Source organism: Bradyrhizobium sp. UFLA05-112 (genome assembly GCF_053572325.1).
Genome location: NZ_JBANBK010000018.1, coordinates 97,809 through 122,955, shown reverse-complemented (window position 1 = coordinate 122,955; position 25,147 = coordinate 97,809). Strand labels below are relative to the sequence as shown.

The 25,147-nt window shown below is 65.1% G+C and carries 21 protein-coding genes and 1 other RNA gene; 18 read left to right on the top strand and 4 right to left on the bottom strand.

What is annotated here, in order from left to right; genetic code table 11:
- Nucleotides 1-77: 77 nt before the first annotated feature.
- Together SO180_RS13555 and SO180_RS13550 are read right to left on the bottom strand one after the other, a co-directional pair.
- Nucleotides 78-821 (bottom strand): sulfite exporter TauE/SafE family protein, encoded by a 744-nt coding sequence (locus SO180_RS13555; protein ID WP_449379323.1) that lies wholly within the window; start codon nucleotides 819-821, stop codon nucleotides 78-80.
- Between the two features lie 30 nt (nucleotides 822-851).
- Nucleotides 852-2,228 (bottom strand): aminotransferase-like domain-containing protein, encoded by a 1,377-nt coding sequence (locus tag SO180_RS13550; RefSeq protein ID WP_449379322.1) that lies wholly within the window; start codon nucleotides 2,226-2,228, stop codon nucleotides 852-854.
- Nucleotides 2,229-2,306: 78 nt separating this feature from the next.
- Here SO180_RS13550 and SO180_RS13545 point away from each other — a divergent pair, with 78 nt between their 5' ends.
- Nucleotides 2,307-2,747, top strand: a complete 441-nt coding sequence (locus SO180_RS13545) for a DUF983 domain-containing protein (RefSeq protein ID WP_449379321.1) — start codon at nucleotides 2,307-2,309, stop codon at nucleotides 2,745-2,747.
- Between the two features lie 64 nt (nucleotides 2,748-2,811).
- A complete protein-coding gene (locus SO180_RS13540; protein WP_449379320.1) occupies nucleotides 2,812-3,540 on the top strand; it encodes an alpha/beta fold hydrolase in 729 nt (242 codons plus the stop codon).
- A gap of 259 nt (nucleotides 3,541-3,799) precedes the next feature.
- Here SO180_RS13540 and rnpB read toward each other — a convergent pair.
- An RNA gene (gene rnpB, locus SO180_RS13535) (RNase P RNA component class A) lies at nucleotides 3,800-4,226 on the bottom strand.
- 149 nt (nucleotides 4,227-4,375) lie between these two features.
- On the opposite strand from rnpB, the gene SO180_RS13530 reads away from it, so the two are divergent.
- Both SO180_RS13530 and SO180_RS13525 read left to right on the top strand, forming a co-directional pair.
- Entirely contained in the window at nucleotides 4,376-4,726 is a 351-nt protein-coding gene (locus SO180_RS13530) for a YciI family protein (RefSeq protein WP_449379319.1), read from the top strand.
- Nucleotides 4,723-5,958 (top strand): RNA polymerase sigma factor, encoded by a 1,236-nt coding sequence (locus SO180_RS13525; protein ID WP_449379318.1) that lies wholly within the window; start codon nucleotides 4,723-4,725, stop codon nucleotides 5,956-5,958. The genes SO180_RS13530 and SO180_RS13525 overlap by 4 nt, the downstream gene beginning before the upstream one ends.
- Nucleotides 5,959-6,135: 177 nt before the next feature.
- Here the strand turns inward: SO180_RS13525 and SO180_RS13520 are convergent, their stop codons facing one another.
- Nucleotides 6,136-6,999: an N-acetylmuramoyl-L-alanine amidase gene (locus tag SO180_RS13520; protein WP_449379317.1), complete on the bottom strand. Its 864-nt coding sequence runs from the start codon at nucleotides 6,997-6,999 to the stop codon at nucleotides 6,136-6,138.
- Between the two features lie 450 nt (nucleotides 7,000-7,449).
- Between SO180_RS13520 and rsmH the strand changes: the two genes are divergently transcribed.
- The 14 genes from rsmH to ftsA all read left to right on the top strand — a co-directional run bounded on the left by rsmH (nucleotide 7,450) and on the right by ftsA (nucleotide 25,069).
- Nucleotides 7,450-8,439: a 16S rRNA (cytosine(1402)-N(4))-methyltransferase RsmH gene (gene rsmH / locus SO180_RS13515; protein ID WP_449379316.1), complete on the top strand. Its 990-nt coding sequence runs from the start codon at nucleotides 7,450-7,452 to the stop codon at nucleotides 8,437-8,439.
- A gap of 3 nt (nucleotides 8,440-8,442) precedes the next feature.
- Nucleotides 8,443-8,835: a cell division protein FtsL gene (gene ftsL / locus SO180_RS13510; protein WP_449379315.1), complete on the top strand. Its 393-nt coding sequence runs from the start codon at nucleotides 8,443-8,445 to the stop codon at nucleotides 8,833-8,835.
- Complete coding sequence (locus SO180_RS13505) at nucleotides 8,832-10,595, top strand: peptidoglycan D,D-transpeptidase FtsI family protein (protein ID WP_449379314.1); 1,764 nt, start codon at nucleotides 8,832-8,834, stop codon at nucleotides 10,593-10,595. Before ftsL ends, SO180_RS13505 begins: the two co-directional genes overlap by 4 nt.
- Nucleotides 10,596-10,662: 67 nt before the next feature.
- Nucleotides 10,663-12,135: a UDP-N-acetylmuramoyl-L-alanyl-D-glutamate--2,6-diaminopimelate ligase gene (locus tag SO180_RS13500; RefSeq protein WP_449379313.1), complete on the top strand. Its 1,473-nt coding sequence runs from the start codon at nucleotides 10,663-10,665 to the stop codon at nucleotides 12,133-12,135.
- Nucleotides 12,132-13,511 carry a UDP-N-acetylmuramoyl-tripeptide--D-alanyl-D-alanine ligase gene (locus SO180_RS13495; protein WP_449379312.1) on the top strand — a complete coding sequence of 460 codons (1,380 nt, stop codon included), beginning with the start codon at nucleotides 12,132-12,134 and terminating at the stop codon, nucleotides 13,509-13,511. Before SO180_RS13500 ends, SO180_RS13495 begins: the two co-directional genes overlap by 4 nt.
- Nucleotides 13,512-13,654: 143 nt before the next feature.
- Nucleotides 13,655-14,758, top strand: a complete 1,104-nt coding sequence (mraY, locus tag SO180_RS13490; protein ID WP_449379311.1) for a phospho-N-acetylmuramoyl-pentapeptide-transferase — start codon at nucleotides 13,655-13,657, stop codon at nucleotides 14,756-14,758.
- 7 nt (nucleotides 14,759-14,765) lie between these two features.
- Nucleotides 14,766-16,166 carry a UDP-N-acetylmuramoyl-L-alanine--D-glutamate ligase gene (murD, locus tag SO180_RS13485; protein WP_449379310.1) on the top strand — a complete coding sequence of 467 codons (1,401 nt, stop codon included), beginning with the start codon at nucleotides 14,766-14,768 and terminating at the stop codon, nucleotides 16,164-16,166.
- 242 nt (nucleotides 16,167-16,408) lie between these two features.
- Nucleotides 16,409-17,560, top strand: coding sequence for a putative lipid II flippase FtsW (gene ftsW / locus SO180_RS13480; RefSeq protein ID WP_449379309.1), 1,152 nt, complete (start codon nucleotides 16,409-16,411; stop codon nucleotides 17,558-17,560).
- Nucleotides 17,561-17,731: 171 nt separating this feature from the next.
- Entirely contained in the window at nucleotides 17,732-18,832 is a 1,101-nt protein-coding gene (murG, locus tag SO180_RS13475; protein WP_449379308.1) for an undecaprenyldiphospho-muramoylpentapeptide beta-N-acetylglucosaminyltransferase, read from the top strand.
- Between the two features lie 171 nt (nucleotides 18,833-19,003).
- Nucleotides 19,004-20,407, top strand: a complete 1,404-nt coding sequence (gene murC, locus SO180_RS13470; protein ID WP_449379307.1) for a UDP-N-acetylmuramate--L-alanine ligase — start codon at nucleotides 19,004-19,006, stop codon at nucleotides 20,405-20,407.
- Between the two features lie 8 nt (nucleotides 20,408-20,415).
- On the top strand, nucleotides 20,416-21,336 hold the full coding sequence (murB, locus tag SO180_RS13465; protein ID WP_449379306.1) for a UDP-N-acetylmuramate dehydrogenase: 921 nt from the start codon (nucleotides 20,416-20,418) through the stop codon (nucleotides 21,334-21,336).
- Between the two features lie 64 nt (nucleotides 21,337-21,400).
- Nucleotides 21,401-22,387, top strand: coding sequence for a D-alanine--D-alanine ligase family protein (locus tag SO180_RS13460; protein ID WP_449379305.1), 987 nt, complete (start codon nucleotides 21,401-21,403; stop codon nucleotides 22,385-22,387).
- 340 nt (nucleotides 22,388-22,727) lie between these two features.
- Complete coding sequence (locus tag SO180_RS13455) at nucleotides 22,728-23,753, top strand: cell division protein FtsQ/DivIB (RefSeq protein ID WP_449379304.1); 1,026 nt, start codon at nucleotides 22,728-22,730, stop codon at nucleotides 23,751-23,753.
- The gene (gene ftsA, locus SO180_RS13450) at nucleotides 23,750-25,069 is read left to right on the top strand and encodes a cell division protein FtsA (RefSeq protein ID WP_449379303.1); all 1,320 of its coding nucleotides are present in this window, start codon (nucleotides 23,750-23,752) and stop codon (nucleotides 25,067-25,069) included. The genes SO180_RS13455 and ftsA overlap by 4 nt, the downstream gene beginning before the upstream one ends.
- Nucleotides 25,070-25,147: the final 78 nt, after the last annotated feature.

The following is a 25,147-nucleotide window of genomic DNA, read 5'->3' as shown; positions in this document are numbered from 1 at the left end:
TCGCCTGCGACGATGTCCGTGCTGTACTGCTCTCATCCAAAGACGTACCGTGCGGATGATTTTATGACACAGTAAGATTAGTGCGCGCTCACGCTGTTCCAGACGAGGCCGACACCCGACAGGAATAACAGGCCGAGCACGATATCGCCAAAATGCTTGTCGCTGAGCGCGTGGTAGACGCGCGCGCCACACCAGGCGCCGACCAGCGTGGCCGGAAACGCAATCAGCGCGAGCCAGATCACCTGCGTCGCGACGAAGCCTGACGCTGTCTGCAACACCAGCGCGGCTGCCAGCACCGTGAAATTGAAGAGCTGGAAGATGCCGCGCCGCTCATGCTTGTTCCAGCCGCGGATGTTGGCCCACAGGATCGGCAGCGGTCCCGACAACCCCGCAAGTCCGCCCAAGATGCCGCCGGCGAAACCGATCGCGCCATCGGCGATCCTGCCGCCGAACGTGAAGGCGAGCGGCCGTTTGTTGAGATAGAGCGCGGTTGGAAAGATCAGCAGCAGCACGCCGATGCTGAGCTTGAACACTTTTGGGTCGGCCTGGGCGACCATCATGGTTCCCAGCGGCACACCGGCAAGTCCGCCGATCAGGAATGGCCAGACCAGCGAGAGATCAAAGCTCTTCCACATCGAGGGCAGCGTGGACGCTTGCGCGATGACCGAACAGATCAGCACCAGCGGCACGGCGAGCGACGGCGGCAGTACGTAGAGCCAGACGCCGAGCGCCATCAGAGCCGTGCCGAAACCGGCCAGCCCCGAGACGAAGCCGCCGGCCAATGCGCCAAAAAGCAACAGCGCGTAGCTGAGCGTATCCACACCAATGTCCTTGTTGTCATGGGCGGTGTACTAGACGATCTGCCTGGCGTCGACCGATCCGTGCAGCGCACTGAGGAGAATTTGCAACGCCTGGCCGAGCTCGGCGCGATTGCGCGCCGCGCCAAGCGATAGTCGCGCCGCATGCGGCGGATGATCGCCGACCACGAAGGCGTCGCTGGCGATGACGGCAAGCCCGTTGCGCAGCAGTTGCGCTGATATCTCCGTCCGGCTCCGCCCCTCCGGCAGCCGCAGCCAGAGATGATGCGCGGCAGGTTTGGCCAGGAACTGAAGACCTTTCAGCGCGCGTTGCGCGAGCTGCTGACGGCCAATCGCCTCGTTGCGGATCGCCGTGATGATGCGGTCGGCGACACCGGTCTCGAGCCAATGGGTAACGAGCGCAACCATCAGCGGCGCGGGCATCTGCACTGTTGCCTGAAGAAAGCTGCGCATCCGTTGCTGCGCGTCGGCGTCGGGCGTCACCAGATAGGCCACGCGCAGCGCCGGCGCGATGCATTTGGAAAGCGTGGTGGCAAGATAAGTCCGCTCCGGAATGAGATTGGCTATCGGCGAGGCCGAACGGTCGAGCAGGCCATAGGCATCGTCCTCGATCAGCGTCGTATCGGCGTCGCGGACAATCTTGGCAATTGCGTTCCGCCGCTCGGCCGAAAGCGTCGCGGTAGTCGGATTGTGCAGCGTCGGAACGAGATAGACCGCCTTCGGCCTGTGCTCCCGGCACGCCCTGGTCAGTGCGTCCGGAAGGATGCCGCCTTCATCCATCGCAATGCCGACCAGTTTGACGCCGAGCCGCGCGGCGACCGCCTTGATGCCGGGAAAGGTGAGGGCTTCCGTCAACACGACATCGCCGGGCCCGGTGAGATGGGCGATGAGGTTGAACAGGATCGTCTGCGTGCCCGGAAAGATCACGAGCCGGTCGGGGCGGACGTGGGGAACGCGCGTACGCATCCACTTTGCGGCGACGTCGAGCTCGTGCGCGCTGCCGCCGGGTGGTTGATAGTTGAGATAGGCGGTGAGGCCGGATTGCTGGCGGATCGCCTCGAGGCTTGCAAGGATGCGTTCGTCGAGCTGCGCCTCCAGTGGATGCGGTGGCACGTTCATCGACAGATCGATCGTGACCGGGTGGGGCAGGTCGACCGTTCGTCGCGCGCTGGTCTCCGAGACGAACGAGCCCTGTCCGACCCGTGCCTCCAAAATCCCGCGCCGCCGTGCCTCGGTATAGGCGCGCGTCACCGTGGTGAGATCGATGCCAAGCGCCTTCGCCAGCGCGCGCTGCGTCGGCAGTTGCTGGCCGCGCAGCAGCCTGCCTGCGGCGATGTCGGCCTCCATGGCGTCGACGATGCGCTGATAGCGCGGGCCGCTGAGCTCGGAGATTGTAGGGATCCAATCCATGCAAATCTGACCATTTTCTTTGAATGTATGGATGCAAGATAGTATTGTATGGATCGTTGGAAAGAAAGAGGTGTGGTCATGGCGACCGGTTCAGTCTCTCTGGCGAAGGCGATGTGGCGCGGGTTTTGCGGCAGGTGTCCGCATTGCGGCGAAGGCCATTTGTTCAAGCGCTTCCTGAAAGTGGCCGACAGCTGCGAGGTCTGCGGCGAGGAGCTCTTTCACCATCGGGCCGATGATTTCCCAGCCTATCTCGTCATCGTCGTGGTCGGCCACCTCGTGGTGCCGGCGATCCTCGCGATCGAAACGGCTTATGCACCGCCGGTCTGGCTGCAATTGGCGGTGTGGCTACCGGTGACGTTGTTTGCTTCGCTCGCTTTGTTGCAGCCGACCAAGGGCGCCATCGTCGGACTGCAATGGCAGGTCGGCATGCACGGCTTCGAGGAAGCCAAGCGGCGCCGCGAAGCCGGCCGGCTCACGCCGGTGCTCGTCAAGGCCAAAGCTGCATCGCGAGCGGCCTGAGCACGCCCCGCGACGTTTACATCGCGCGGTCGGCCGCTAGACTTCATCGTATCAAGCAAGAACGATGGAAATGCCGGTGACCGCACGCTCGCCCAAAACCTTCCTGCTGTGTCATGGCGCCTGGTCCGGCGGGTGGGTCTGGAAGAAGATGCATCCGCTGATGGCGCAGGCGGGCCATCGTCTGGTGGCGCCGACCTACACCGGTCTCGGCGAGCGGTCGCATCTTGCAAATCCTTCGATTGACCTGGAGACGCATATCCAGGACATCCTCAACGTCATCAAGTTCGACGACCTCAGCGACATCGTGCTGCTTGGCCACAGCTATGGCGGCATGGTCGCGACCGGCGTTGCCGATCGCGCCCGCGACCGCATCACGCAACTGATCTATGTCGACGCCTTCGTGCCGCGCGACGGCCAGTCGCTGTTCGATCTGAATGAGCAGGGGCGCGAGCCGATGCGAAAAGCCGCTGCCGCAGGCGATGGCTACCGCATCCCGCCCAACCCGCCGCCGCCGGATACGCCGCAAGCCGATCTCGACTGGCTAAACGCCCGCCGCGTCAGCATGCCGGTGAAATGCTTCGAGACGAAGCTGAAGCTTGGACACGGCGAGCCGACGATGCCGCGCAGCTACATCTACTGCACGCGCATTCCACCTGGCGACGTGTTCGGGCAGTTCGCCAAGCGCACGAAGAGCGAGGCCGGCTGGCGCCATTTCGAGATCGACGCCAGCCACGCGCCGAACGTCACGGCGCCGGAGGCATTGATGGCGGTGCTTGAGAAGATCGTAGAGTAACCACGATCGTCATTCCGGGGCGCGACGAAGTCGCGAGCCCGGAATCATTCATCCACCAGCCCTGCGGCCCGATGGATTCCGGGTTCTCGCTTCCGCCTTCGCTCGTCGAGCTTCGGCGGACAAGTCGCGAGCCCCGGAATGACGGCCCTTGAAGTGGTGAGGGGTCCGATGCGTCGGCATCGAACCCCTCGTCGCTTCCTCAGTAAGACACGCTTTCTTCACGCGAACCGGAAAACCACTTCGCTCGAAAACGCTTTAGAGCATCAGCCGGCCTGTAAGCCGGGTTCTGTAGGGCACCGCCTGCTTGCGCCGGCGATACGTGACGGCCATTCCTCTGGGACAATGTTTGCACATTGCCTCGAGCAACCTACCCGGACGGCGGGCCTGACATCGCCCCGCGGCGTTATCGCTTTCGCGAACAGCCCGCTTAAGCCGTCCCTATTCGGTTTTGCTCCCGGTGGGGTTTGCCATGCCGGCTCCGTTGCCGGAACCGCGGTGCGCTCTTACCGCACCTTTTCACCCTTGCCCCGCAAAGCCCGAAGGCAAGCGGGGCGGTTCGTTCTCTGTGGCACTTTCCCTAGGGTCGCCCCCGCCGGACGTTATCCGGCACCGCATGTCAAGGGAGCCCGGACTTTCCTCCCCGGCGGCCTTTCGGCACTTGCAGGGGCGGCCGTCCGGCCGACTGACGGTGTACGCAATGGGCATTTATGACGGTTTCGTCAAGGCGATATCGGCGTCCACGCGGCATCCAAAATAATTTATCCTGAAGATGTCGTTTGATGTGCGCCCCGTTCGACCGGATGTCGGCGATCCAGCCGAACAACAGGAGTGAGCGATGCAGTATCTGCTGCTGATTTATCGGAACGAAGCTGACCTGGGCAAGATGACGCCCGAGGACCGGCAGGAGATGTCGGCGGAGTACGGTGTCTACACGCAATCCATCGTCCAGAGCGGCCATTTCAAGGCCGGCGACGGGCTGCAGCCGACGACGACCGCGACCACCGTGCGTGTGCGCGACGGCAAGACCCTGACGACCGATGGTCCCTTCGCGGAGACGCGCGAGCAACTCGGCGGCTACTATCTGGTCGAAGCCAAGGATCTCGACGCCGCGATCGCACTCGCCGCGCGGATTCCCGGTGCCAGGTACGGATCGATCGAGGTTCGTCCGATCATGATCTACAAGTGATCTCGTCCGCAGACATCGACAAGGTCTTTCGCGACGAGGCGGGGCGGGCGCTGGCCACGCTGATCCGCCTCGTCGGTGATTTCGATCTCGCTGAAGATGCACTCCAGGACGCTTTTGCGGTTGCACTGGAGCGGTGGTCTGCATGCGAGGTGCCCGACAACCCGCGCGCCTGGCTCGTCAATGTCGGGCGCAACAAGGCAATCGACCGCATTCGTCGCCAGGTCGCGTTTCGCGGCAAGCAGCAGGCGCTCGTGCATGAGCTCACGCTGGATGCGCAAGCGCCCGACGAGCCGGCGACGATGCTCGACGACGATATGTTGCGGCTGATCTTCACCTGCTGTCATCCTGCGTTTGCGCCCGAAGTCCAGGTCGCGCTCACGCTGCGCACGGTATGCGGACTCACCACCGCGCAGGTCGCGCGCGCATTTCTCGTCAGCGAGGAGGCGATGGGGCAGCGTCTCGTCCGTGCCAAGCAGAAGATCAGGCTCGCCGGCATTCCCTATGAGGTGCCGGAGCGCGACGCACTCGCGCCGCGGCTGTGCGGCGTTCTTGCCGTCATCTATCTCGTCTTCACCGAAGGCTATGTCGCGACGTCGGGTGCAGACCTGATGCGACCTGATCTTGCGATCGAGGCTATCCGGCTTGGCCGGCTGCTCGATCGCTTGATGCCAGGGCGCAGCGAGATCAAGGGTCTGCTGTCCCTGATGCTGCTGCACGATGCGCGGCGCGCCGGGCGCGAGACGTCGGCCGGCGACATCGTGCTGCTGGAGGAGCAGGACCGTACGCTGTGGGATCGTGCGCAGATCGAAGAAGGCTTGCGCCTGGTCGACGATGCGCTGCGCTTGCCCGGCCGGCCGCAGCCCTACGCCGTGCAGGCGGCGATTGCTGCGCTCCATGCGCGGGCGCCAAGTTATGAGGAGACTGACTGGCCGCAGATCGCCGGACTCTACGAAGTGCTGTTACGGATCAGCCCGTCGCCGGTGATCGAGCTCAATCATGCGGCGGCCGTGTCGATGGTCGACGGCCCCGCACGCGCGCTTGATCTCGTCGACGCGATCGCAGCGCGCGGCGGGCTGGACGGCTATGAGCTGCTGCCTGCGGTGCGCGCTGATTTGTTGCGACGGCTCGACCGGAAGGAAGAGGCGCGACAGGCATATGTTGCGGCGACGGCGGCGACGCAGCTCGCGCCGCTGCGGAGGCTGTATGCGCGAAGGATCAGGGAGTTGGATTAACCGCCTCGAATTCCGCCTTCGTGCCCCGGACGCAGCGCCTCTTTGGCGATGCGCTGCAGAGCCGGGGCCCATCTCACCGCAGCGGACCGCGTTGCCACTGGGTCCCGGCTCTGCGCGCCAACGCGAGGGCGTTGTCGCGCGTCCGGGACATGAGAGTGAGCTGCTCGACCGCCGCCGTCACTTCGACGCGACGGTCGTGCCTTCGGCCGGCAAGCTCGCCAGCAGTGCCTGCAATGTCGACAGCGTCGAATGATCGACGACACCATCCAGCCGCGCCGGGCGGAAATGGCGCTGGAAGGCGGTGACGACCTCCATCGTCGTTGCATCGTACTTGCCGGTGAGCGGGATGCCGTAGCCATATTTGGCGAGCGCCTGCTGCAGGCTCAGCACCTCGTCGCTGATGGTGCCGAGCATCAGACTTTCGCCGCGCACGATAGGCGCGGGCGTCACCCAGTGACCGACGCCGGAATTGGCCAGCGAGTGCCACGGGAATTTCTCGCCGGGATCCTTCTTGCGCGCCGGCGCGACGTCGGAATGGCCGAGCACCCGATGCGGCGCCACCTTGCGGCGGAGCATGATGCCGCGGCAGAGCGCGATTACGGCAGCGATCTGGCGCAGCGGAAATTCCGGGTAGCCCCAGTCATGGCCGCGATTGACGATCTCGATGCCGATCGAGCAGGAATTGACGTCGTCCTCACCCGCCCATGACGAGACGCCGGCGTGCCAGGCGCGCTTGCTCTCCGGCACGCATTGCACGATGCGGCCGTCCTCAAGCACGACATAGTGAGCCGACACCTCGGTGCCCGCCGTGCACAGCCGCGCCAGCGCGCCCTCGACATCGGGCATGCCGGTGTAGTGCAAGAGGATCATGTCCGGCTGGCGGGCCTTGTTGCGCTCGCCATAGTTCGGAGAGGGGATGATGTCGGAGACGATGGAGGAGTCGGGATCGAACGTCCGCATGCTCGCCGCGGCCTTGGGAACCGGGAGCACGCGTTGACGCTTCGAATCAGATCCTGATGACGCGGACGAACCGGACGACATTATGGGGCTCAATCGGAATAACGCTCAATCAGAGAGAGCGGCGGGCGCTTCAAGCCCTTCACTTTACTATTCCTTTACCCTTGCGGCGGCGCAATCGCCGGCTTCGGTTAACGGGCGCATTTTGTCCGATGTGTGTGGATGACGCATCACCACGGATTTTACCTTTTTGACTTGTAATCGAACCATCAACGCTTTCTTAACGCTAAGGGCCGTTACTGAGAGTGAAGAGCCGCCCCGCGTCCGGAGGTGGCCAACGCGTTTTTTGTTCGAAATCCCATGGCTGCCCGACAAATTCCATGCGGAAAACAGGGTCTGCAGCCTGGGACCGCCGGGCTGGGCGAGCGCGCCGTACAGGGGTTGAGCCGTGGAACCGCCGCGAAGCGGAACAATTCGAGACGTGATGGACGCGTTAACCATCGTTCTCGCCCGCGCCGCTTGCGAGCCGGGCGCATGAGTTCGGCTGCCCACATTCCCGTTCTCGGCCGTGAGGCGATCGAGCATCTCGCGCCGCGCGAGGGTGGCGTCTATGTCGATGCGACCTTCGGTGGCGGCGGCTACAGCCACGCCATCCTGGATATGCCGGGAACTCGTATCATCGGCATCGATCGCGATCGCACCGCGATCGCCGGTGGCTTTGACCTGGTCGACCGCTCTGGCGGGCGCCTTATCTTGGTCGAAGACCGCTTCTCGAATCTCGCCGAGGTCTGCGCCGCGCAAGGCGTTGACGCCGTCGACGGTGTCGTCATGGACGTCGGCGTCTCCTCGATGCAGCTCGACCAGGCCGGCCGCGGCTTCTCGTTCCGGCTCGACGGTCCCCTCGACATGCGGATGGGGCAGGCTGGACCGACCGCAGCGGACGTCGTCGCAAAGGCGTCCGAGAGCGATCTTGCCGACATCATCTACCTCTTCGGCGAGGAGCGGCATTCGCGCAAAGTCGCGCGCGCCATCGTCGCAGCACGGCAGGAAGCACCGATCACGACCACGCGCGCGCTCGCCGATCTCGTTGCACGAGTCGTGCGCTCGAAGCCCGGCGACATCCATCCGGCGACGCGGACGTTCCAGGGCTTGCGCATCTTCGTTAATGAAGAGCTCGAAGAGCTTCAGACGGCGCTTGCAGCCGCCGAGCGCGTGCTGAGGCCTGGCGGGCGGCTGGTCGTGGTTTCCTTCCATTCGCTGGAAGACCGCATCGTCAAGAATTTCCTCAGCGAACGCGCCAAGACCGGCGGGGGCTCGCGGCATTTGCCCGAGGTCGCGCAGGTGCCGCCGAGTTTCCAGCTCCTGACGCGGCGTCCGGTCGTCGCTGGCGAAGATGAGGTCGCGCACAATCCGCGCGCGCGTTCCGCCAAGTTGCGCGCCGCCGAGCGGACCGCCTCTGCCGCGCATGCCGAGGGCGAGTCATCGTCCTGGCCGAGCCTTTCCGATGTCATGAGGGGCGGCTAGCGCATGCGCATCATTCACCTCTTGGTCATCGGCGCGCTGATCTTCGCCGCGGCCTATGTCTACCGGATCAAGATGGAGTCCACCGCGCGCACCGAGCGAGTGCTGCGCCTGCATGCCGACATCCGCGAGCAGCGCGATGCCATCGCCGCATTGCGCTCCGAATGGGCCAAGCTCGATGCGCCATTGCGGCTGCAAGGACTTGCCGAGCGGCATCTGCCGCTCAAGCCGGTCAATGGCACGCAATACGATCAGCTGAAGAACCTGCCCGACCGCCCGCCGCGGCTGGTCAAGCCCGGCGAGCCCGATCCGATCGGCGCCATGATCAACACCATTGAAGCTGCGACCGATGCCGACACGGTCACGGGTTCGGTGCGAGAGCCGCAGGACAAGCAATGAGCGCCGCCACTCCGGGCAAACCCGCAAAGCCGGCGCAGCGGGCAACCGAGCCTTGGCGTCAGCGGCTGATCCGCAGCCTGCTCTACGGGCGCAACGTCGATCGCGCGGCGAAGGCGCGTGCGCGCGTGGGCCTTGCGATCCTGGCGTTTTCGGCCGTCTATGCGCTAATCGGCGGCCGTCTCGTGATGTTCGCCATCGGTGCCGACGTCCACAGCGCACGGCGCGGCGGCGCGCAGGACGTGGTTGCGACCGCGCGGCCCGACATCGTCGATCGCAACGGCGAGATCCTTGCCACCGACGTCAAGGCGCCGAGCCTGTTCGGCGAACCGCGCCGCATCATCGACAAGGACGAGGCGATCGAACTCCTGACCGCCACCGTGTCTGACCTCGACGAGGCCGAGGTACGCGAGCGGCTATCCGCGCGAAAGGGGTTCGTCTGGCTGAAGCGCGAGATCACGCCGAAGCAGCAGCAGGAGATCCACAAGCTCGGCATTCCCGGCATCGGGTTCCTGCGCGAGAACAAGCGCGTCTATCCAACCGGCAACGAGGTCGCCCACCTCATCGGTCTCGTCAACATCGACAACCAGGGCATCGCCGGCATGGAGAAGTGGCTCGACAATAACGGGCTCGCCGATCTCCACCGTGCGGGCTTTGCCACCGACCGCCTGCAAAAGCCGATCGAGCTGTCGGTGGACTTGCGCGTCGAGCACGCGCTGCGCGACGAACTGTTGAAGGCGAAGGAGAAGTTTCACGCCAAGGCGGCGTCGGGCCTCGTCTCCAACGTCAAGACCGGCGAGATCGTGGCGATGGTCTCGGTGCCGGACTTCGACCCGAACAACCCGAAGGAAGCCCACGACCCCGATCGCATCAACCGCCTGACCACCGGCGTCTACGAGATGGGCTCGACCTTCAAGGCCTTTACGCTCGCCATGGCGCTCGACTCCGGCAAGGTCGATCTCAATTCGATGTGGGACGCGCGCGGGCCGCTGCACTACGGCAAGTTCGCCATTCATGACGATCACGCGCTCGGCCGCTTCATCAGCATGAAGGAAGTGTTCTATTACTCCTCCAACGTCGGTGCGGCGCGCATCGCGCTCTCGCAAGGCGTCGAGGCGCACAAGGCCTTCCTGCGCAAGATGGGGCAGCTCGAGCGGCTCCGCACCGAATTGCCGGAGAGCGCCTCGCCGATCGTGCCGAAGCGCTGGGCGGAGCTCAACACGGTGACCATCTCCTTCGGTCACGGCATCGCGGTCGCGCCGCTGCAGGCGGTGATGGGCATCGATGCGCTGGTCAATGGCGGCTATCTCATTCCGCCGACCTTCTTGAAGCGCACGGAGGCCGAGGCGATGGCGATGGCAAAGCGCGTCATCAAGCCCGAGACCTCGGACAAGATGCGCTATCTGATGCGGCTCAACGCCGAGGTCGGTACCGCCAAGAAGGCCGACGTTCCCGGCTATTACATCGGCGGCAAGACCGGCACGGCCGAAAAGGTCATCAACGGCCACTACGCCAAGAAGCGTGTGCTCAACGCCTTCACCGCGATCCTGCCGGCGGACAATCCGAAATACCAGCTCCTGATCATGCTGGACGAGCCGCAGCCTCTGAAAGAGACCTATGGCTTGATTACCTCGGGCTGGAACGCGGTGCCCACGGGCGGCAAGGTGATCGAGCGGATCGCGCCGCTGCTCGGGATCGAGCCCCGTTTCAACCTGCCGCCGTCCGACCGCCTTATTCTTGCAGCATCCAGGACAACCCAGTAAGCCGTAACCGGGCTGCCCCGAGTCGGGTTTCCTCCTGGATCCGGCTTGGCATTTCGACTGGAAGGCCATGAAACTGCGCGACCTCCTAGGTCAGGATTTTCTGGGCAATGATGCCGCAATCGAGCCCGCCGTCGCGGCGCTCGATGCGACGGGGCTTGCGCTCGACAGCCGCGTCGTCAAACCGGGTGATCTCTTCTTCGCGCTCGCCGGCAGCAAGACCGACGGCGCACGCTTCACCGACGCGGCGATCGCCGCAGGCGCGGTCGCTGTCGTCGGCGACCATGCGCCGGATACCTGCAAGGTGCCGTTCATCGCGGTCTCCAATCCGCGGCGTGCGCTGGCTCTGGCCGCGGCAAGATTCTTCCCCGCCCAGCCTGCGACGATTGCGGCGGTGACCGGCACCAGTGGCAAGACCTCAGTCGCGGCCTTCACGCGGCAGATCTGGGAGCGGCTCGGCCACGCGTCCGCCAGCATCGGGACCATCGGCCTTGTCTCGCCCAAGCGTACCGTCTACGGCTCGCTGACGACGCCCGATCCGATTGCGCTGCACCGGCAGCTCGATGAGATTGCGCGCGATGGCGTCACGCATCTGGCGTTCGAAGCGTCCTCGCACGGGCTCGATCAATATCGCCTCGACGGCGTGCGCGTCGCGGCCGGCGGCTTCACCAACCTCACGCGCGACCACATGGACTATCACCCGACCATCGCGCACTATCTTGCAGCGAAGCTGCGGCTGTTCCGCGATCTGGTCGCACCTGGCGGCGCGGCTGTGATCTCCGCCGATCATGATTGCTCGACTGAGGCGATCGAGGCCGCGAGGTCGCGCGGCCTGCGCGTGATGGCGGTCGGCCGCAACGGCGACGGGGCAGGCGAGGGCATCCGCCTCGTCGATGCCAAGGTCGACGGCTTTTCGCAAGCGCTCGCAATCGGGCATCGCGGCAAGGCGTATTCGATCAGGCTGCCGCTGGTCGGCGCGTTCCAGGTCGAGAACGCGCTGGTCTCCGCTGGCCTTGCGATCGGCACCGGCAGCGATGCGGGAGGCGTGTTTGCGAGCCTCGAACATCTCGAAGGCGCCAAGGGGCGGCTCGAGCTCGTTGGCGAACGCAATGGCGCGCCGATCTTCGTCGACTACGCGCACAAGCCGGATGCATTGGTCAAGGCACTTCAGGCGCTCCGGCCCTATGCCAAACGCAAGCTGATCGTCGTGTTCGGCGCCGGCGGTGATCGTGATGCCGGCAAGCGACCGATCATGGGCGCTATCGCGGCGGAGAATGCCGACGGTGTCATCATCACCGACGACAATCCGCGCAGCGAAAAGCCGGAAGCCATTCGCGCCGCAATCCTTGGCGCTGCAAAGGGCGCGAAAGAGATCGGTGATCGCGCAGCGGCGATCCGCGCGGCAATCGAGGAGCTCGAGCCGGGCGATGCGCTGCTGATTGCCGGCAAGGGCCACGAGACCGGGCAGATCATCGGCGGCCAGGTGCTGCCGTTCAGCGATCACGAGGCGGTCGCCGCCGCATTAGCGACGAGGGTTTCATGAGCGCGCCATTGTGGACGATTGCCGAGGTCGCGCGCGCGCTGGGGATCGCGGGATCGTTCCCGGACACGGCCATCGACTTCGTCACCCAGGACAGCCGCCTGGTGAAGCCGGGCAGCCTGTTCGTCGCGCTGAGCGGCACGCCTAGCGGCGGCTTCATCTCGGCCTTCGCCAGCGCGCGCGACGGCTGGGAGTTTGCCGACAAGGCGGAAGCTTCCGGCGCGGTCGCGATGATCGTGCCGCATGAGATCGCGGGCATCCGCATCCCACAGCTCATCGTCAAGGACACGCTGATCGACGGCCTCTGGGGCCTCGCGCGTGCCGCCCGCGCCCGCTTTGCGGGGCCGGTCGTCGGGCTCACTGGCAGCGCCGGCAAGACCAGCACCAAGGAATATCTCGCCGCCTACCCGAACGCCTATGCGAACCCGTCCAGCTTCAACAATTTCTGGGGCGTGCCGCTGACGCTGTGCAATGCGAGGCCTGATGCGAGCCTCTGGGTCGTCGAGATGGGCATGAACCAGACCGGCGAGATCGCGCGACTGAGCGAGCTGACGCGGCCGACGGTGGCGCTGGTCGTCAACGTGCAGCCGGTGCATCTGGAAAAGCTCGGCTCGCTCGAAGCCATCCGGCGCGAGAAGGTTTCGATCGCACTCGGCCTGCCGAATGACGGCGTGCTGGTGTTGCCGGCCGATATCGCCGCGCCCGAATGGAACGGCAAGGTCATCCGTTTCGGCGACGGCACCGAGGTCCGCGAGCTCGGGCACACGCCACATGGTGAAAGCTGGCAGGTGAGGGCGCAAGTCGGCGACAAGGAGATCGACTTCAGCCTCACGCCCGGCGCGCCGCACCGCGTCCACAACGCGCTCGCCGCGCTGGCCTCGATTCACGCGGCCGGTCTCGATGCCGCTGCGCTCGCGGCGAGGCTCGATGGTGTCGGCATCATGACTGGCCGCGGCGTCGAGCAGACCGTCGGCGGCATCACCGTGATCGACGACAGCTTTAACGGCAATCCGGCCAGCATGGCCGCGGCTCTGGAAAGTCTCAAGGCGCGCCACATGACCAGTGGCCGCCGCATCGCCGTGATCGGCGACATGCTCGAGCTGGGAACTGACGCGCCGTCCTATCACGTGAATCTTGCAAGACATCTCGACGGCATCGACGGCGTCTACTGTGTCGGTCCGTTGATGCATCATCTCTACCAGAAGCTGCCGCTGGCCAAGAGCCTCGGCTGGCATGACGATCCTGCCACGCTGGCCCCGCGAGATGTCGCAGATCTGCTGAAGGCAGGCGATGTCGTGGTTGTCAAGGGCAGCAAAAAGATGTTCTGGGTCAACAAGTTTGTGCCGGGGCTAGTGGCTGCCTTGCAGGCAAAGGCGTAAACTGGTTAAGCGCCGTGTCTGATCCCACAACACCGGCCGTCCGATTTTTGAGGGTCGCCCGACCACACCATGGAAGCCGGCGAAATACGCCAAAAGCGCTTTCGGCAAGGCCGCATGTGATGAGGCGGTATAGGACTGTCTGAATGTTTTACTGGCTGATCGAACTCTCCAACACGTTTCCGAGCTTCGGTGCGTTTCGCACCGTGCTGAACGTCTTCCGCTACATCACTTTCCGCACCGGCGGTGCCGTTGTCACCGGCGCGTTGTTCGTGTTCCTGTTCGGGCCCTGGATCATCGATCATTTGCGCATCCGCCAGGGCAAGGGCCAGCCGATTCGGGAAGACGGCCCGCAATCGCATCTCAGCAAGAAGGGCACGCCCACCATGGGCGGGCTGATGATCCTGTCCGGCCTCACGGTCGGCACGGTGCTGTGGGCCAACCCGCTCAATCCCTATGTCTGGATCGTGCTCGCGGTGACGCTCGGCTTCGGCTTCGTCGGCTTCTACGACGATTACCTCAAGGTGACCAAGCAGACGACGAGCGGGTTCGGCGGCAAGCTTCGCCTGCTGATCGAGGCGGTCATCGCGCTGGTCGCCTGCTATGCGCTGGTGCGGCTGAATCGCGATCCCGCGTCGACCGCGTTGACGATTCCTTTCCTCAAGGACACCGTTCTGCATTTCGGCTGGTTCTTCGTGATCTTCGGCGCCTTCGTCATCGTCGGCGCCGGCAATGCGGTGAACCTCACCGACGGTCTCGACGGCCTCGCCATCGTGCCGGTGATGATCGCCACCGCGAGCTTTGCCATGATCGCCTATCTCGCCGGTAACGCCGTGTTCGCCGATTACCTCCAGATCAAATATGTCGCGGGCACCGGCGAGCTCGCCGTGCTCTGCGGAGCGCTGCTGGGAGCGGGCCTCGGCTTCCTCTGGTTCAACGCACCGCCGGCCTCGATCTTCATGGGCGACACCGGTTCGCTGGCGCTCGGCGGCATGCTCGGCTCGATCGCCGTTGCGGTGAAGCACGAGATCGTGCTCGCCGTGATCGGCGGCCTGTTCGTGCTGGAGGCGGTCTCGGTGATCGTGCAGGTCGTCTCGTTCAAGCTGACGGGAAAACGCATCTTCAGGATGGCGCCGATCCATCACCATTTCGAGCAACTCGGCTGGACCGAGCCGCAGATCGTGATCCGCTTCTGGATCATCTCGGTGATGCTGGCGCTCGCCGGCCTTTCCACGCTGAAGCTGCGGTGATCGATCGATGATCCCGGTCACATCGTTTGCCGGCAAGACGGTCGCGGTGTTCGGGCTCGGCGGCTCGGGCCTCGCAAGCTGCCACGCCCTGAAAGCCGGCGGCGCCGAGGTGATCGCCGGCGACGACAGTGCCGACAATCTCGCCAAGGCAGCGCAGGAAGGTTTCATCACCGCCGAACTGCGCACCGTGTCGTGGGCGAATTTCTCGGCGCTGGTGCTCGCGCCCGGCGTGCCGCTCACCCATCCGGCGCCGCACTGGAGCGTCTTGAGGGCGCGCGAGGCCGGCGTCGAGGTGATCGGCGACATCGAGCTGTTCTGCCGCGAGCGGCGACGCCACGCGCCGAACGCACCGTTCGTCGCCATCACCGGCACCAACGGTAAGTCCACCACCACGGCGCTGATCGCGCATCTCACCAAGGTTGCCGGCTACGACACCCAGATGGGCGGCAATATCGGCACCGCGATCCTGTCGCTGGAGCAGCCGCGCATGGGCCGCGTCCATGTCGTCGAGATGTCGTCCTACCAGATCGATCTCACGCCGTCGCTCGATCCCTCCGCCGGCATTCTGCTCAATGTCAGCGAGGACCACATCGACCGCCACGGCACCATCCAGCACTATGCCGCGGTGAAGGAGCGTCTCGTCGCCGGAGTGCAAGCGAGCGGCACCTCGATCGTCGGCGTCGACGACGGCTGGTGCCGCGACATCGCCGACCGGCTCGACCGCGCCGGCAAGAACGTGGTGCGCATCTCCGTCAAAAATCCGCTTGCGACCGGCATCTATGTCGAGCACGACACGATCGTCCGCGCCTCGGGCGGCGCCCGCAGCGAGGTCGCAAAGCTCGGCGGCATCGGTTCGCTGCGCGGCCTGCACAATGCGCAGAATGCCGCCTGCGCCTCCGCCGCCGCGCTCGCGATGGGCATCAGCCTCGACGTGCTCCAGAACGGCCTGCGCAGCTTTCCCGGCCTTGCGCATCGCATGGAGCAGGTCGGCCGCCGCGGCAACGTGCTGTTCGTCAACGACTCCAAGGGCACCAACGCAGACGCTGCCGCGCATGCGCTGTCGTCCTTTGCCGACATCTTCTGGATTGCCGGTGGCAAGCCGAAGATGGGCGGCATCACCAGCTTGACGAGCTTCTTCCCGCGCATCCGAAAGGCCTATCTGATCGGCGAGGCCGCGCAGGAGTTTTCCGGCACGCTGGGCACGCGAGTCGCCCACGAGATTAGCCAGACGCTGGACGTCGCCGTCGAGCACGCCGCGCGCGACGCGGAAGCATCAGGCATCAGCGAGGCCGTCGTGCTGCTCTCGCCCGCCTGCGCCTCCTTCGACCAGTACCGAAATTTCGAGATCCGCGGCGCCAGGTACCGCGAGCTGGTCCAGGCGCTGCCGGGTGTGAAGCCGGTGGTGTAGGGTGCACTTATTCCTTGCACTCCGCTGTCGTCGTCCGGCTTGACCGGACGACCCAGTATTCCCCAGAGACGGCGACGAATACGGCGAGGCCGCGGCGTACTGGATGGCCCGGTCAAGCCGGGCCATGACGAGCATTTGGGGACGCGCTGTGCGCTATTTCCAAAGTTATCGATCCCATTAACCCCCCGTAAACCAACCTCGGCGACCAATGGGCTGATCTCTGTCCGAAAGTCGGCCGCCCCATGCTCTCCCGTGAAGAACGCACCCCCTTTTCCGAATGGTGGTGGACCGTCGACAAGCCGCTGCTCGGCGTCATCCTGGCGCTGATGCTGACTGGCGTCATCCTGTCGCTGGCGGCGAGCCCGCCGGTTGCGACCCGCATCGGGCTCGATCCCTTCCACTTCTTCAGCCGGCACGTGATGTTTCTGGCGCCGTCCTTCATTGTCCTGATCGGCGTGTCGTTTCTGTCGCCGCGTGCGATCCGGCGCAGCGCGCTGATCATCTTCGCGATCAGCATCATACTCATCGTGGTGACGCTCGCCATTGGCCCCGAGGTGAAGGGCTCGCGGCGCTGGATCACGCTGCTCGGCGTCAACATCCAGGCCTCCGAGGCCGCAAAGCCGTCATTCGTCGTCATCGCCGCCTGGCTGTTCGCAGAATCGACCAAGCGGCCTGAGATGCCCGCGACCTCGATGGCGCTGGTGCTGCTGTTGATGCTGGTCTCGCTCCTCGTCATGGAGCCCGATTTCGGCCAGACCATGCTGATCCTGATGGTGTGGGGCGCGCTGTTCTTCATCGCGGGCATGCGCATGATCTGGGTGTTCGGGCTTGCGGGCGCCGCCTCCGCCGGCCTGTTCAGCGCCTATCTTTTTGTTCCGCATGTCGCCGGGCGCATCAAGCGATTCATGAATCCGGCTTCTGGCGACACCTTCCAGGTCGATACCGCGATGGAAGCCTTCTACAACGGCGGATGGTTTGGCCTGGGGCCGGGCGAGGGCATCGCCAAGCGCAGCCTGCCGGACAGCCACACCGACTTCGTGTTTGCCGTCGCGGCCGAAGAGTTCGGCATCATCCTGTGCCTTGCGATGCTGGCGCTGTTCGCCTTCATCGTCATCCGCACGCTGTCGCGCGCCTATGCCAATGAGGACATGTTCTCGCGCTTTGCCGCCTCCGGCCTTGCCATCCTGTTCGGCGTGCAGGCCGCGATCAACATGTCGGTCAATCTTCAGCTCATCCCGGCCAAGGGCATGACGCTGCCGTTCATCTCCTATGGCGGCTCCTCCATCGTGACGCTCGCTTACGGCGTCGGCATGATGCTGGCGCTGACACGGCTGCGTCCGCGCACCGAGGTCGAGTCGATCGGCCGCGCCGAGGCGATGCGCAGCTACGCGTGATGCCCGACCCTCACCCTGAGGACCCACGCTCGCGCGGCGTCTCGAAGGGCGAGGCCAGCGGCCGGGCCTTCATCCTTCGAGACGCGCGTTCCGCGCTCCTCAGGATGAGGATTGGCATCCTGGATTTGCCCCGCTCGCAATGACGGAAAAGTCCCGGTAAAACCCTCCGCCATGGACACTTCCCCCCTGATTCTTCTCGCCGCAGGCGGCACCGGCGGTCATCTGTTCCCGGCCGAGGCGCTCGGCGTCGAATTGATCCGGCGCGGGTTTCGCGTGCGTCTCGTCACCGACGCGCGTGCGCTCCGCTACAGCGGGCTATTCAGCAAGGACATGATCGACGTCGTGGCGAGCGAAACCGCGCGCGGCCGCAATCCGCTGCAGCTTGCCCATGCCGGCTTCACGCTCGCCACCGGCACGCTCTCCGCCTTCAATCTGATGCGCCGATTGCGGCCGGTCGCAGTCGTCGGCTTCGGCGGTTATCCGACGCTGCCGCCGTTGATCGCGGCCAGGCTCGCCGGTGTGCCCGGTATCATCCACGATGCCAACGCGGTGCTCGGTCGCGCCAATCGGTTCCTGTCGCGCCATGTACGCGCGATCGCGACGTCCTTGCCGGGCGTGCTCGACCGGGATCCCACGCTGGCGCCGAAGACCACGACGGTCGGCACCCCGATGCGTCCGGCGATCCTCGCAGCCGCCGCGGTGAAGTACACGCCGCCGGAGCCCAACGGCCCGCTGCGCCTGCTTGTCGTTGGTGGTAGCCAGGGCGCGCGCATCATGGCCGACATCGTGCCCGGCGCGATCGAGCGGCTCGCGCCCGCGATCTGGAGCCGGTTGATCCTCACCCAGCAGGTCCGCGATGAGGACATGACGCGGGTGCGCGCGGTCTACGACAAGCTCAAGATCAATGCCGAGCTCGCGCCGTTCTTCACCGATTTGCCGGCGCGGCTTGCCTCGAATCATCTGGTAGTGTCGCGCTCGGGCGCCGGCACGGTCGCCGAGCTCGCGGCAATCGGGCGGCCCTCGATCCTGGTACCGCTGCCCGGCTCGATCGACCAGGACCAGTTCGCCAATGCCGGGGTGCTCGCCCAGGTGAACGGCGGTCTGCGCATCCCGCAGACCGAGTTCACCTCGGACCGGCTGGCCGCGGAGATCTCTGCCTTCGCCGTCGAGCCCGCGCGGCTTGCCGCCATGGCCGAGGCCGCCCGCGGTGCCGGCCGGCTCGATGCCGCCGAGCGGCTGGCCGACCTGGTGGTCAAAGTCGCCGGAATCTGACGTCAGTTCCGCCCCGGAATGACCAAAAATGCCCCTTGTCATGCCCCGCGAAAGCGGGGCATCCAGTAACCGGCGCAGGCTGATTTGAATCTCAGGCTTCGCGGAGTACTGGATCGTCCCGCCCCAGTGCGCAAGAGCGCACAAGGCGGACGATGACGTCGAGGAGACAACATGAGACTGCCGCGCGAGATCGGACCCATCCACTTCGTCGGGATCGGCGGCATCGGCATGAGCGGCATTGCCGAGGTGCTGGTCAATCTCGGCTACGCCGTGCAGGGCTCGGACGCCTCCGACAATTACAATCTCGACCGGCTGCGCAAGAAGGGCGCAAAGGTCTCGGTCGGCCACAGGGCCGAAAATGTCGATGGCGCCGACGTCGTCGTCGTGTCCTCCGCGATCAAGCGCGACAATCCGGAATTGATGGCGGCGCGCGCGCAGCGCATTCCCGTGGTGCGCCGTGCCGAGATGCTGGCCGAATTGATGCGGCTGAAGAGCTGCGTGGCGATCGCCGGCACCCATGGCAAGACCACGACGACGACGATGGTCGCAACGCTGCTCGATGCCGGCGGCCTCGATCCAACCGTGATCAACGGCGGCATCATCAACGCCTATGGCTCGAATGCACGGCTCGGTGCTGGCGACTGGATGGTGGTGGAAGCGGACGAGAGCGACGGCACGTTCCTGAAGCTGCCGACGGATGTCGCGATCGTCACCAATGTCGACCCAGAGCATCTCGATCACTTCAAGACGTTCGAAGCCGTGCAGGATGCGTTCCGCCAATTCGTCGAGAACCTGCCGTTCTACGGCTTTGCCGTGATGTGCATCGATCATCCGACCGTGCAGAGCCTGGTCGGCAAGATCGAGGATCGCCGCATCATCACCTATGGCGAGAACCCGCAGGCTGATGCACGGCTTGTCGATCTCACGCCGATGGGTGGCGGCTCGAAATTCAAGGTCGCGATCCGCGATCGCAAGAGCGGTGCCGTGCATGAGATCGCGGATCTCATGCTGCCGATGCCGGGACGTCACAATGCCTCCAACGCGACAGCCGCGATTGCAGTGGCGCATGAGCTCGGCGTCTCCGACGAGGCGATCCGCAAGGCGATGGCGACCTTCGGCGGCGTGAAGCGCCGTTTCACCAAGACCGGCGAGTGGAATGGTATCACCGTGATCGACGACTACGGTCACCATCCCGTCGAGATTGCTGCGGTGCTGAAGGCGGCGCGCGAATCCACCAACGGCAAGATCGTCGCCGTGGTGCAGCCGCACCGCTTCACCCGCCTGCAATCGCTGTTCGAGGAATTCTGCACCTGCTTCAACGATGCGGATGCGGTTGTTGTCGCCGAGGTCTATCCCGCAGGGGAGGCCCCGATCGAAGGCATCGACCGCGATCATTTCGTCGCCGGCCTGCGCGCCCACGGCCATCGCCAGGTGATCCCGCTGCCGGCATCCTCGGACCTCGCCGGCATCGTCAAGGGCACGGCGAAGTCAGGCGATCTCGTCGTGTGCCTGGGCGCCGGCAACATCACGCAATGGGCCTACGCGCTGCCCGGCGAATTGAAGGCGCTGGGGTGAGCCGTCGCATGAGCTTTCCCGACATCACGCCCGAACTCAAAGCCGCGATGCCTGACCTGCGCGGGCGGCTGCTGGCGAACCAGTCGCTGGCCGAGCTCACCTGGTTTCGCGTCGGCGGTCCCGCGCAGGTGTTGTTCACGCCGGCCGATGAAGACGATCTCGCTTATTTCCTCGCGCATCTGTCGACCGACATTCCGGTCTACGTCGTCGGCGTCGGCTCCAATCTCATCGTGCGCGATGGCGGCATCTCGGGCGTCGTGATCCGTCTTGCGCCGCGCGCCTTTGGCGAGGCGAGCGCGAGCGGCGACATCGTCGCCGCGGGGGCTGCCGCGCTCGACAAGCGCGTTGCCGAAGTGGCGGCCAGCGCTGATATCGGCGGGCTCGAATTCTTCTTCGGCATTCCCGGCACGATCGGCGGCGCGCTGCGGATGAATGCGGGGGCCAATGGCGGCGAGACCAAGGACGTGCTGATCGAGGCGACCGGCATCGGTCGCGACGGCACAAGGCACATCTTCTCCAATGCCGACATGAAGTTCGTCTACCGCAACAGCGGTGTCGATCCCTCGGTCATCTTCACGTCCGCGCGCTTTCGTGGCGTCATCAAGGATGCGGAGGCAATCCGCGCCCGCATGGCGGAGGTGCAAAACCATCGCGAGACCGCCCAGCCGATCCGAGAAAAAACCGGCGGCTCGACCTTCAAGAATCCGCCCGGTCACTCCGCCTGGAAGCTGATCGACGCTGCCGGCTGCCGCGGCCTGCGCGTCGGCGGCGCGCAGGTGTCGGAGATGCACTGCAACTTCCTGATCAACACCGGCGATGCGACCGGTCACGACATCGAGACACTGGGCGAGACCGTGCGCGAACGCGTGAAGGTAAATTCCGGAATTGAGCTACACTGGGAAATCAAACGGATTGGGATTCCCGCATGATCGTCATTCCACATTGCGCAAATGCGCAATGTGGAATGACGCCTACGGATAGGTGACTGAACACATGCGCATCACCATTCTCTTCGGCGGCTCCAACAGGGAGCGTCTGGTCTCGGCCGCAAGCGCGCAGGCGCTGCAGCAGGCGTTGCCCGAAGCCGATCTCTGGTTCTGGGACATCGAGGACAACGTCCACGTCGTCCAGTCGAAGCAGCTCGCCGAACACGCCCGTCCCTTCGAGGACGAGTTCAATCCGGGCACGCGCGGCGTTCCGCTGGAACAGGCGCTCGACCAGGCCAAGGTCGAGGATCGTGTGCTGGTGCTCGCGCTACATGGCGGCCGCGCCGAGAACGGCGAATTGCAGGTGATGTGCGAATCGCGCGGCGTAGCCTTCACCGGATCGGGCTCGGCGTCCTCGCATCTGGCCTTCGACAAGATTGCCGCCAAGCAGTTTGCCACCCTCGGCGGTGTGACGCCGCCGATTGGCATTGCGCTCGAAAATATCGACGACGCCTTTGCCGAATACGGCAGGCTGATCGCAAAGCCGGCGCGCGATGGTTCGAGCTACGGCCTGATCTTCGTCAACGCCAAGCAGGATCTCGTCGCGGTCCGCAATGCGGCCAAGCATGAAGAATACGTCATCGAACCCTACATCGCCGGGATCGAAGCAACCTGCGGCGTGCTGGAGCGGCCGGACGGCTCGATGATGTCGCTGCCGCCGATCGAGATCATCCCGGGCGAGGGCAATTTCGATTACGCCGCAAAGTATCTGCTCTCATCGACCCAGGAGATCTGCCCCGGCCGATTCTCGCCGGAGGTCACGGCCGCGCTGATGGACCAGGCGATGCGAGCGCACCGGGCGATGTCCTGCACCGGTTATTCCCGGTCGGACTTCATCGTGTCGGACAAGGGGCTCGTCTACCTGGAGACCAACACGCTGCCCGGCCTCACCAAGTCCTCTCTCTATCCCAAGGCGCTGAAGGCGCAGGGGATCGAGTTCGTCGACTTCCTGCATGACCTGATCGAGCTCGCCGAAGGGCGGGTGCGGAAATAATTGAGGCTGGTTAACGGCCGGCCGGACGAAACGGCCGGTTTTGGAACCCAAAATCGGTAAAATGCCGGGGATAGCGGCATAAATGCCTCACAAGACGAGGCAAAAAGCTCCAGCCGTTAACGAAGTTTACCTTTTGTTTACCAGGAAGTCCGAAGGTTAACGCTGGCGGCGCATATGGCGATTTGGCTGCCGGCGCGTGGGCTGTCGCGGGGGTTCCCGACTCCGGCCAACGCTTTGAAGGGGAGAGGCTTCTTCTGCTGACCCGGCCGGCCGGTCCGAGACGTCATGGGCGTCAGAACCCGCGAATTTTCCGCGGGCTAACTGTTGATGAGCTCGTGCAATGGATGGTGCAGGCAGTCTCACCCGGTCAGTACTTCGATCGCTGAGGCCCCAAGCTGACCTGAAGGCGGCCGCTATTGGAGCGGTCGTGCTTCTGCGCGAGTGGGTCGAGCAGAAGCGCCAAGACAAGCGCGAAGAGAAGCTCGAGGAAAAGCGTGCCCGCGCCAAGGCCCTTCCGGAGCGCGAGCCGACGCCGCGCATCGTCGCGCTGGTCGAACGCTTCCTGCCGCGCCGGGTCGGCATCAGCCTGACCGTCATCCTGCTCGCAGGCGCTACCGGTCTCGGCATCGTCAAGGGCGGCCATCTCCAGGATTTCATCATCGCGGTCAGCGATGCCCGCAATGCGCTGGCCAATTCCGCCGGCTTCCGCATCACGTCCGTCGTCATCAACGGCCGCAAGCAGCTCAGCCAGGACGAGATCCTCGCCATCGGCGGCGTCAGCGGCCGCTCATCGCTGCTGTTCCTCGATGCCGACGGCCTGCGCGACAAGCTCAAGGCCAATCCCTGGATCGCGGACGCGACTGTGCTGAAGCTCTATCCTGGCCAGCTCCAGATCGACATCACCGAGCGCAAGGCGTTCGCGCTGTGGCAGGAAGCTGGCCGACTCTCTGTGATCGCCGACGATGGCGCTGTGCTCGAGCCCTACGTTTCGCGCCGCTTCCTGACGCTGCCGCTCGTGGTCGGCAAGGGCGCAGCCAGCCAGGCGCGCGATTTCCTCGCGCTGCTCGCGCGCTACCCGCAGGTGCAGTCGGTGACCAAGGCGGCGATCTTCATCGGCGAGCGCCGTTGGAATCTGCGGCTCAAGGACGGCCTCGACGTGCGGCTGCCCGAGCAGGACGTCGGCAATGCGCTTGCCGCCCTGTCCAAGCTCGACAAGGAGGAGAAGCTGTTCTCCAAGGATATCGTCGCCGTCGACATGCGCCTGCCCGATCGTCTCGTAGTGCAGCTCTCCGACGACGTCGCGAAGGCGCGCGAAGAAATGTTCAAGGACAAGAAGTCCAAGAAGAAGGCCGGTGATTCCGCATGACCGGTCTCGATCGCACCCAGACGCCGAAGACCCGCCCGATGCCGCATAAGCGCGCCGGGCTCGTCGCCTGTCTCGACATCGGCACCAGCAAGATCGCCTGCATGATCGCGCGGCTGAAGCCGTCCGCGCCAAGCGAGGCGCTGCGCGGCCGTACCCATGCGGTGGAATTGACCGGCTACAGCCAGATCCAGTCGCGCGGCATGAAAGCTGGCGCGGTGATCGATCTCGGCGAATGCGAGCAGGCGGTGCGCCAGGCCGTCGGGCTTGCGGAGAAGATGGCGAAGGTGCGGGTCGAATCCGTGCTGCTGTCGGTCTCCGGCGGCAGGCTCGCCGGGCACATGGTCGAAGCCGCCGCCGACATCCGCGGCGGTGCGGTCACGCCGGCCGACGTCAGTCGCGTCACCTCCACCGGCATGCGCCATGCCACCGGCGAGGGCCGTACCGTGCTGCACGCGCTGCCCGTCGGCTACACGCTCGATGGCGTCAAGGGCATCCGCGATGCCCGCGGCATGATCGCGCGCCAGTTCGGCGTCGACATGAACGTGGTCACCTGCGACGCCACCGTGGCGCGCAACCTGATGCTGGCGGTGGAGCGCTGCCACATCAACGTCGAAGCCATGGCGGCGAGCCCCTATGTCGCCGGCCTCTCCGTGCTGACCGACGACGAGGCCGATCTCGGCGCCGCCGTCGTCGAGATGGGGGCGGGCACCACGACCATCGCCGTCTATTCCGGCGGCCGCTTCGTGCATGCGGCAGGCTTTGCGCTCGGCGGTCATCACATCACGATGGACCTGGCGCGCGGACTGTCGGCGACCATCGCTGACGCCGAGCGGATCAAGACGCTTTACGGCACGGTCATCACCGGCGGATCGGACTCGCGCGAGCTGATGTCGGTGCCGACCGCAGGCGACGAGCAGGATCTGCCGCAGATCGTCTCCCGCGCCACCATCGCCAACATCGTCAAGCACCGGGCCGAGGAAATCTTCGAGATGGTCCGCGACAAGCTGAAGGAATCGCCCTTCGCGGCCGAGCCGAATGGCCGCATCGTTCTCAGCGGCGGCGCCTCGCAGCTCACCGGGCTCGTCGAGCTCGGCACGCAAATTCTCGGCCGTCCCGTGCGGATCGGTCGCCCGCTCGGCTTCGGCCGGCTGCCCAATGAGGCGAAGAACGCCGCCTTCGCGGTGCCCGCCGGGCTCCTGGTCTACCCGCAATATGTTCACCTTGAACATGTCGAACCGCGGCATACGCGGCAGATCAAGACAGGGACCGGCGGTTATTTCGGAAAGGTCGGACGATGGCTTCGCGAGGGCTTCTGATGACAGGCTTCCACGTTCCCGGATTTTCACCAACTCCCGCGGCCGCCGGCCGGGGCGAACCCACGCGCGCGTGATCGA

Excerpts from the sequence above, each read along its gene's own strand:
- SO180_RS13550 (WP_449379322.1), bottom strand. The coding sequence starts at position 2,228 with ATGGATTGGATCCCTACAATCTCCGAGCTCAGCGGCCCGCGCTATCAG.
- SO180_RS13545 (WP_449379321.1), top strand. The coding sequence starts at position 2,307 with ATGGCGACCGGTTCAGTCTCTCTGGCGAAGGCGATGTGGCGCGGGTTT.
- SO180_RS13540 (WP_449379320.1), top strand. The coding sequence starts at position 2,812 with ATGGAAATGCCGGTGACCGCACGCTCGCCCAAAACCTTCCTGCTGTGT.
- SO180_RS13530 (WP_449379319.1), top strand. The coding sequence starts at position 4,376 with ATGCAGTATCTGCTGCTGATTTATCGGAACGAAGCTGACCTGGGCAAG.
- SO180_RS13520 (WP_449379317.1), bottom strand. The coding sequence starts at position 6,999 with ATGTCGTCCGGTTCGTCCGCGTCATCAGGATCTGATTCGAAGCGTCAA.
- rsmH (WP_449379316.1), top strand. The coding sequence starts at position 7,450 with ATGAGTTCGGCTGCCCACATTCCCGTTCTCGGCCGTGAGGCGATCGAG.
- ftsL (WP_449379315.1), top strand. The coding sequence starts at position 8,443 with ATGCGCATCATTCACCTCTTGGTCATCGGCGCGCTGATCTTCGCCGCG.
- SO180_RS13505 (WP_449379314.1), top strand. The coding sequence starts at position 8,832 with ATGAGCGCCGCCACTCCGGGCAAACCCGCAAAGCCGGCGCAGCGGGCA.
- SO180_RS13500 (WP_449379313.1), top strand. The coding sequence starts at position 10,663 with ATGAAACTGCGCGACCTCCTAGGTCAGGATTTTCTGGGCAATGATGCC.
- SO180_RS13495 (WP_449379312.1), top strand. The coding sequence starts at position 12,132 with ATGAGCGCGCCATTGTGGACGATTGCCGAGGTCGCGCGCGCGCTGGGG.
- mraY (WP_449379311.1), top strand. The coding sequence starts at position 13,655 with ATGTTTTACTGGCTGATCGAACTCTCCAACACGTTTCCGAGCTTCGGT.
- murD (WP_449379310.1), top strand. The coding sequence starts at position 14,766 with ATGATCCCGGTCACATCGTTTGCCGGCAAGACGGTCGCGGTGTTCGGG.
- ftsW (WP_449379309.1), top strand. The coding sequence starts at position 16,409 with ATGCTCTCCCGTGAAGAACGCACCCCCTTTTCCGAATGGTGGTGGACC.
- murG (WP_449379308.1), top strand. The coding sequence starts at position 17,732 with ATGGACACTTCCCCCCTGATTCTTCTCGCCGCAGGCGGCACCGGCGGT.
- murC (WP_449379307.1), top strand. The coding sequence starts at position 19,004 with ATGAGACTGCCGCGCGAGATCGGACCCATCCACTTCGTCGGGATCGGC.
- murB (WP_449379306.1), top strand. The coding sequence starts at position 20,416 with ATGAGCTTTCCCGACATCACGCCCGAACTCAAAGCCGCGATGCCTGAC.
- SO180_RS13460 (WP_449379305.1), top strand. The coding sequence starts at position 21,401 with ATGCGCATCACCATTCTCTTCGGCGGCTCCAACAGGGAGCGTCTGGTC.
- SO180_RS13455 (WP_449379304.1), top strand. The coding sequence starts at position 22,728 with ATGGATGGTGCAGGCAGTCTCACCCGGTCAGTACTTCGATCGCTGAGG.
- ftsA (WP_449379303.1), top strand. The coding sequence starts at position 23,750 with ATGACCGGTCTCGATCGCACCCAGACGCCGAAGACCCGCCCGATGCCG.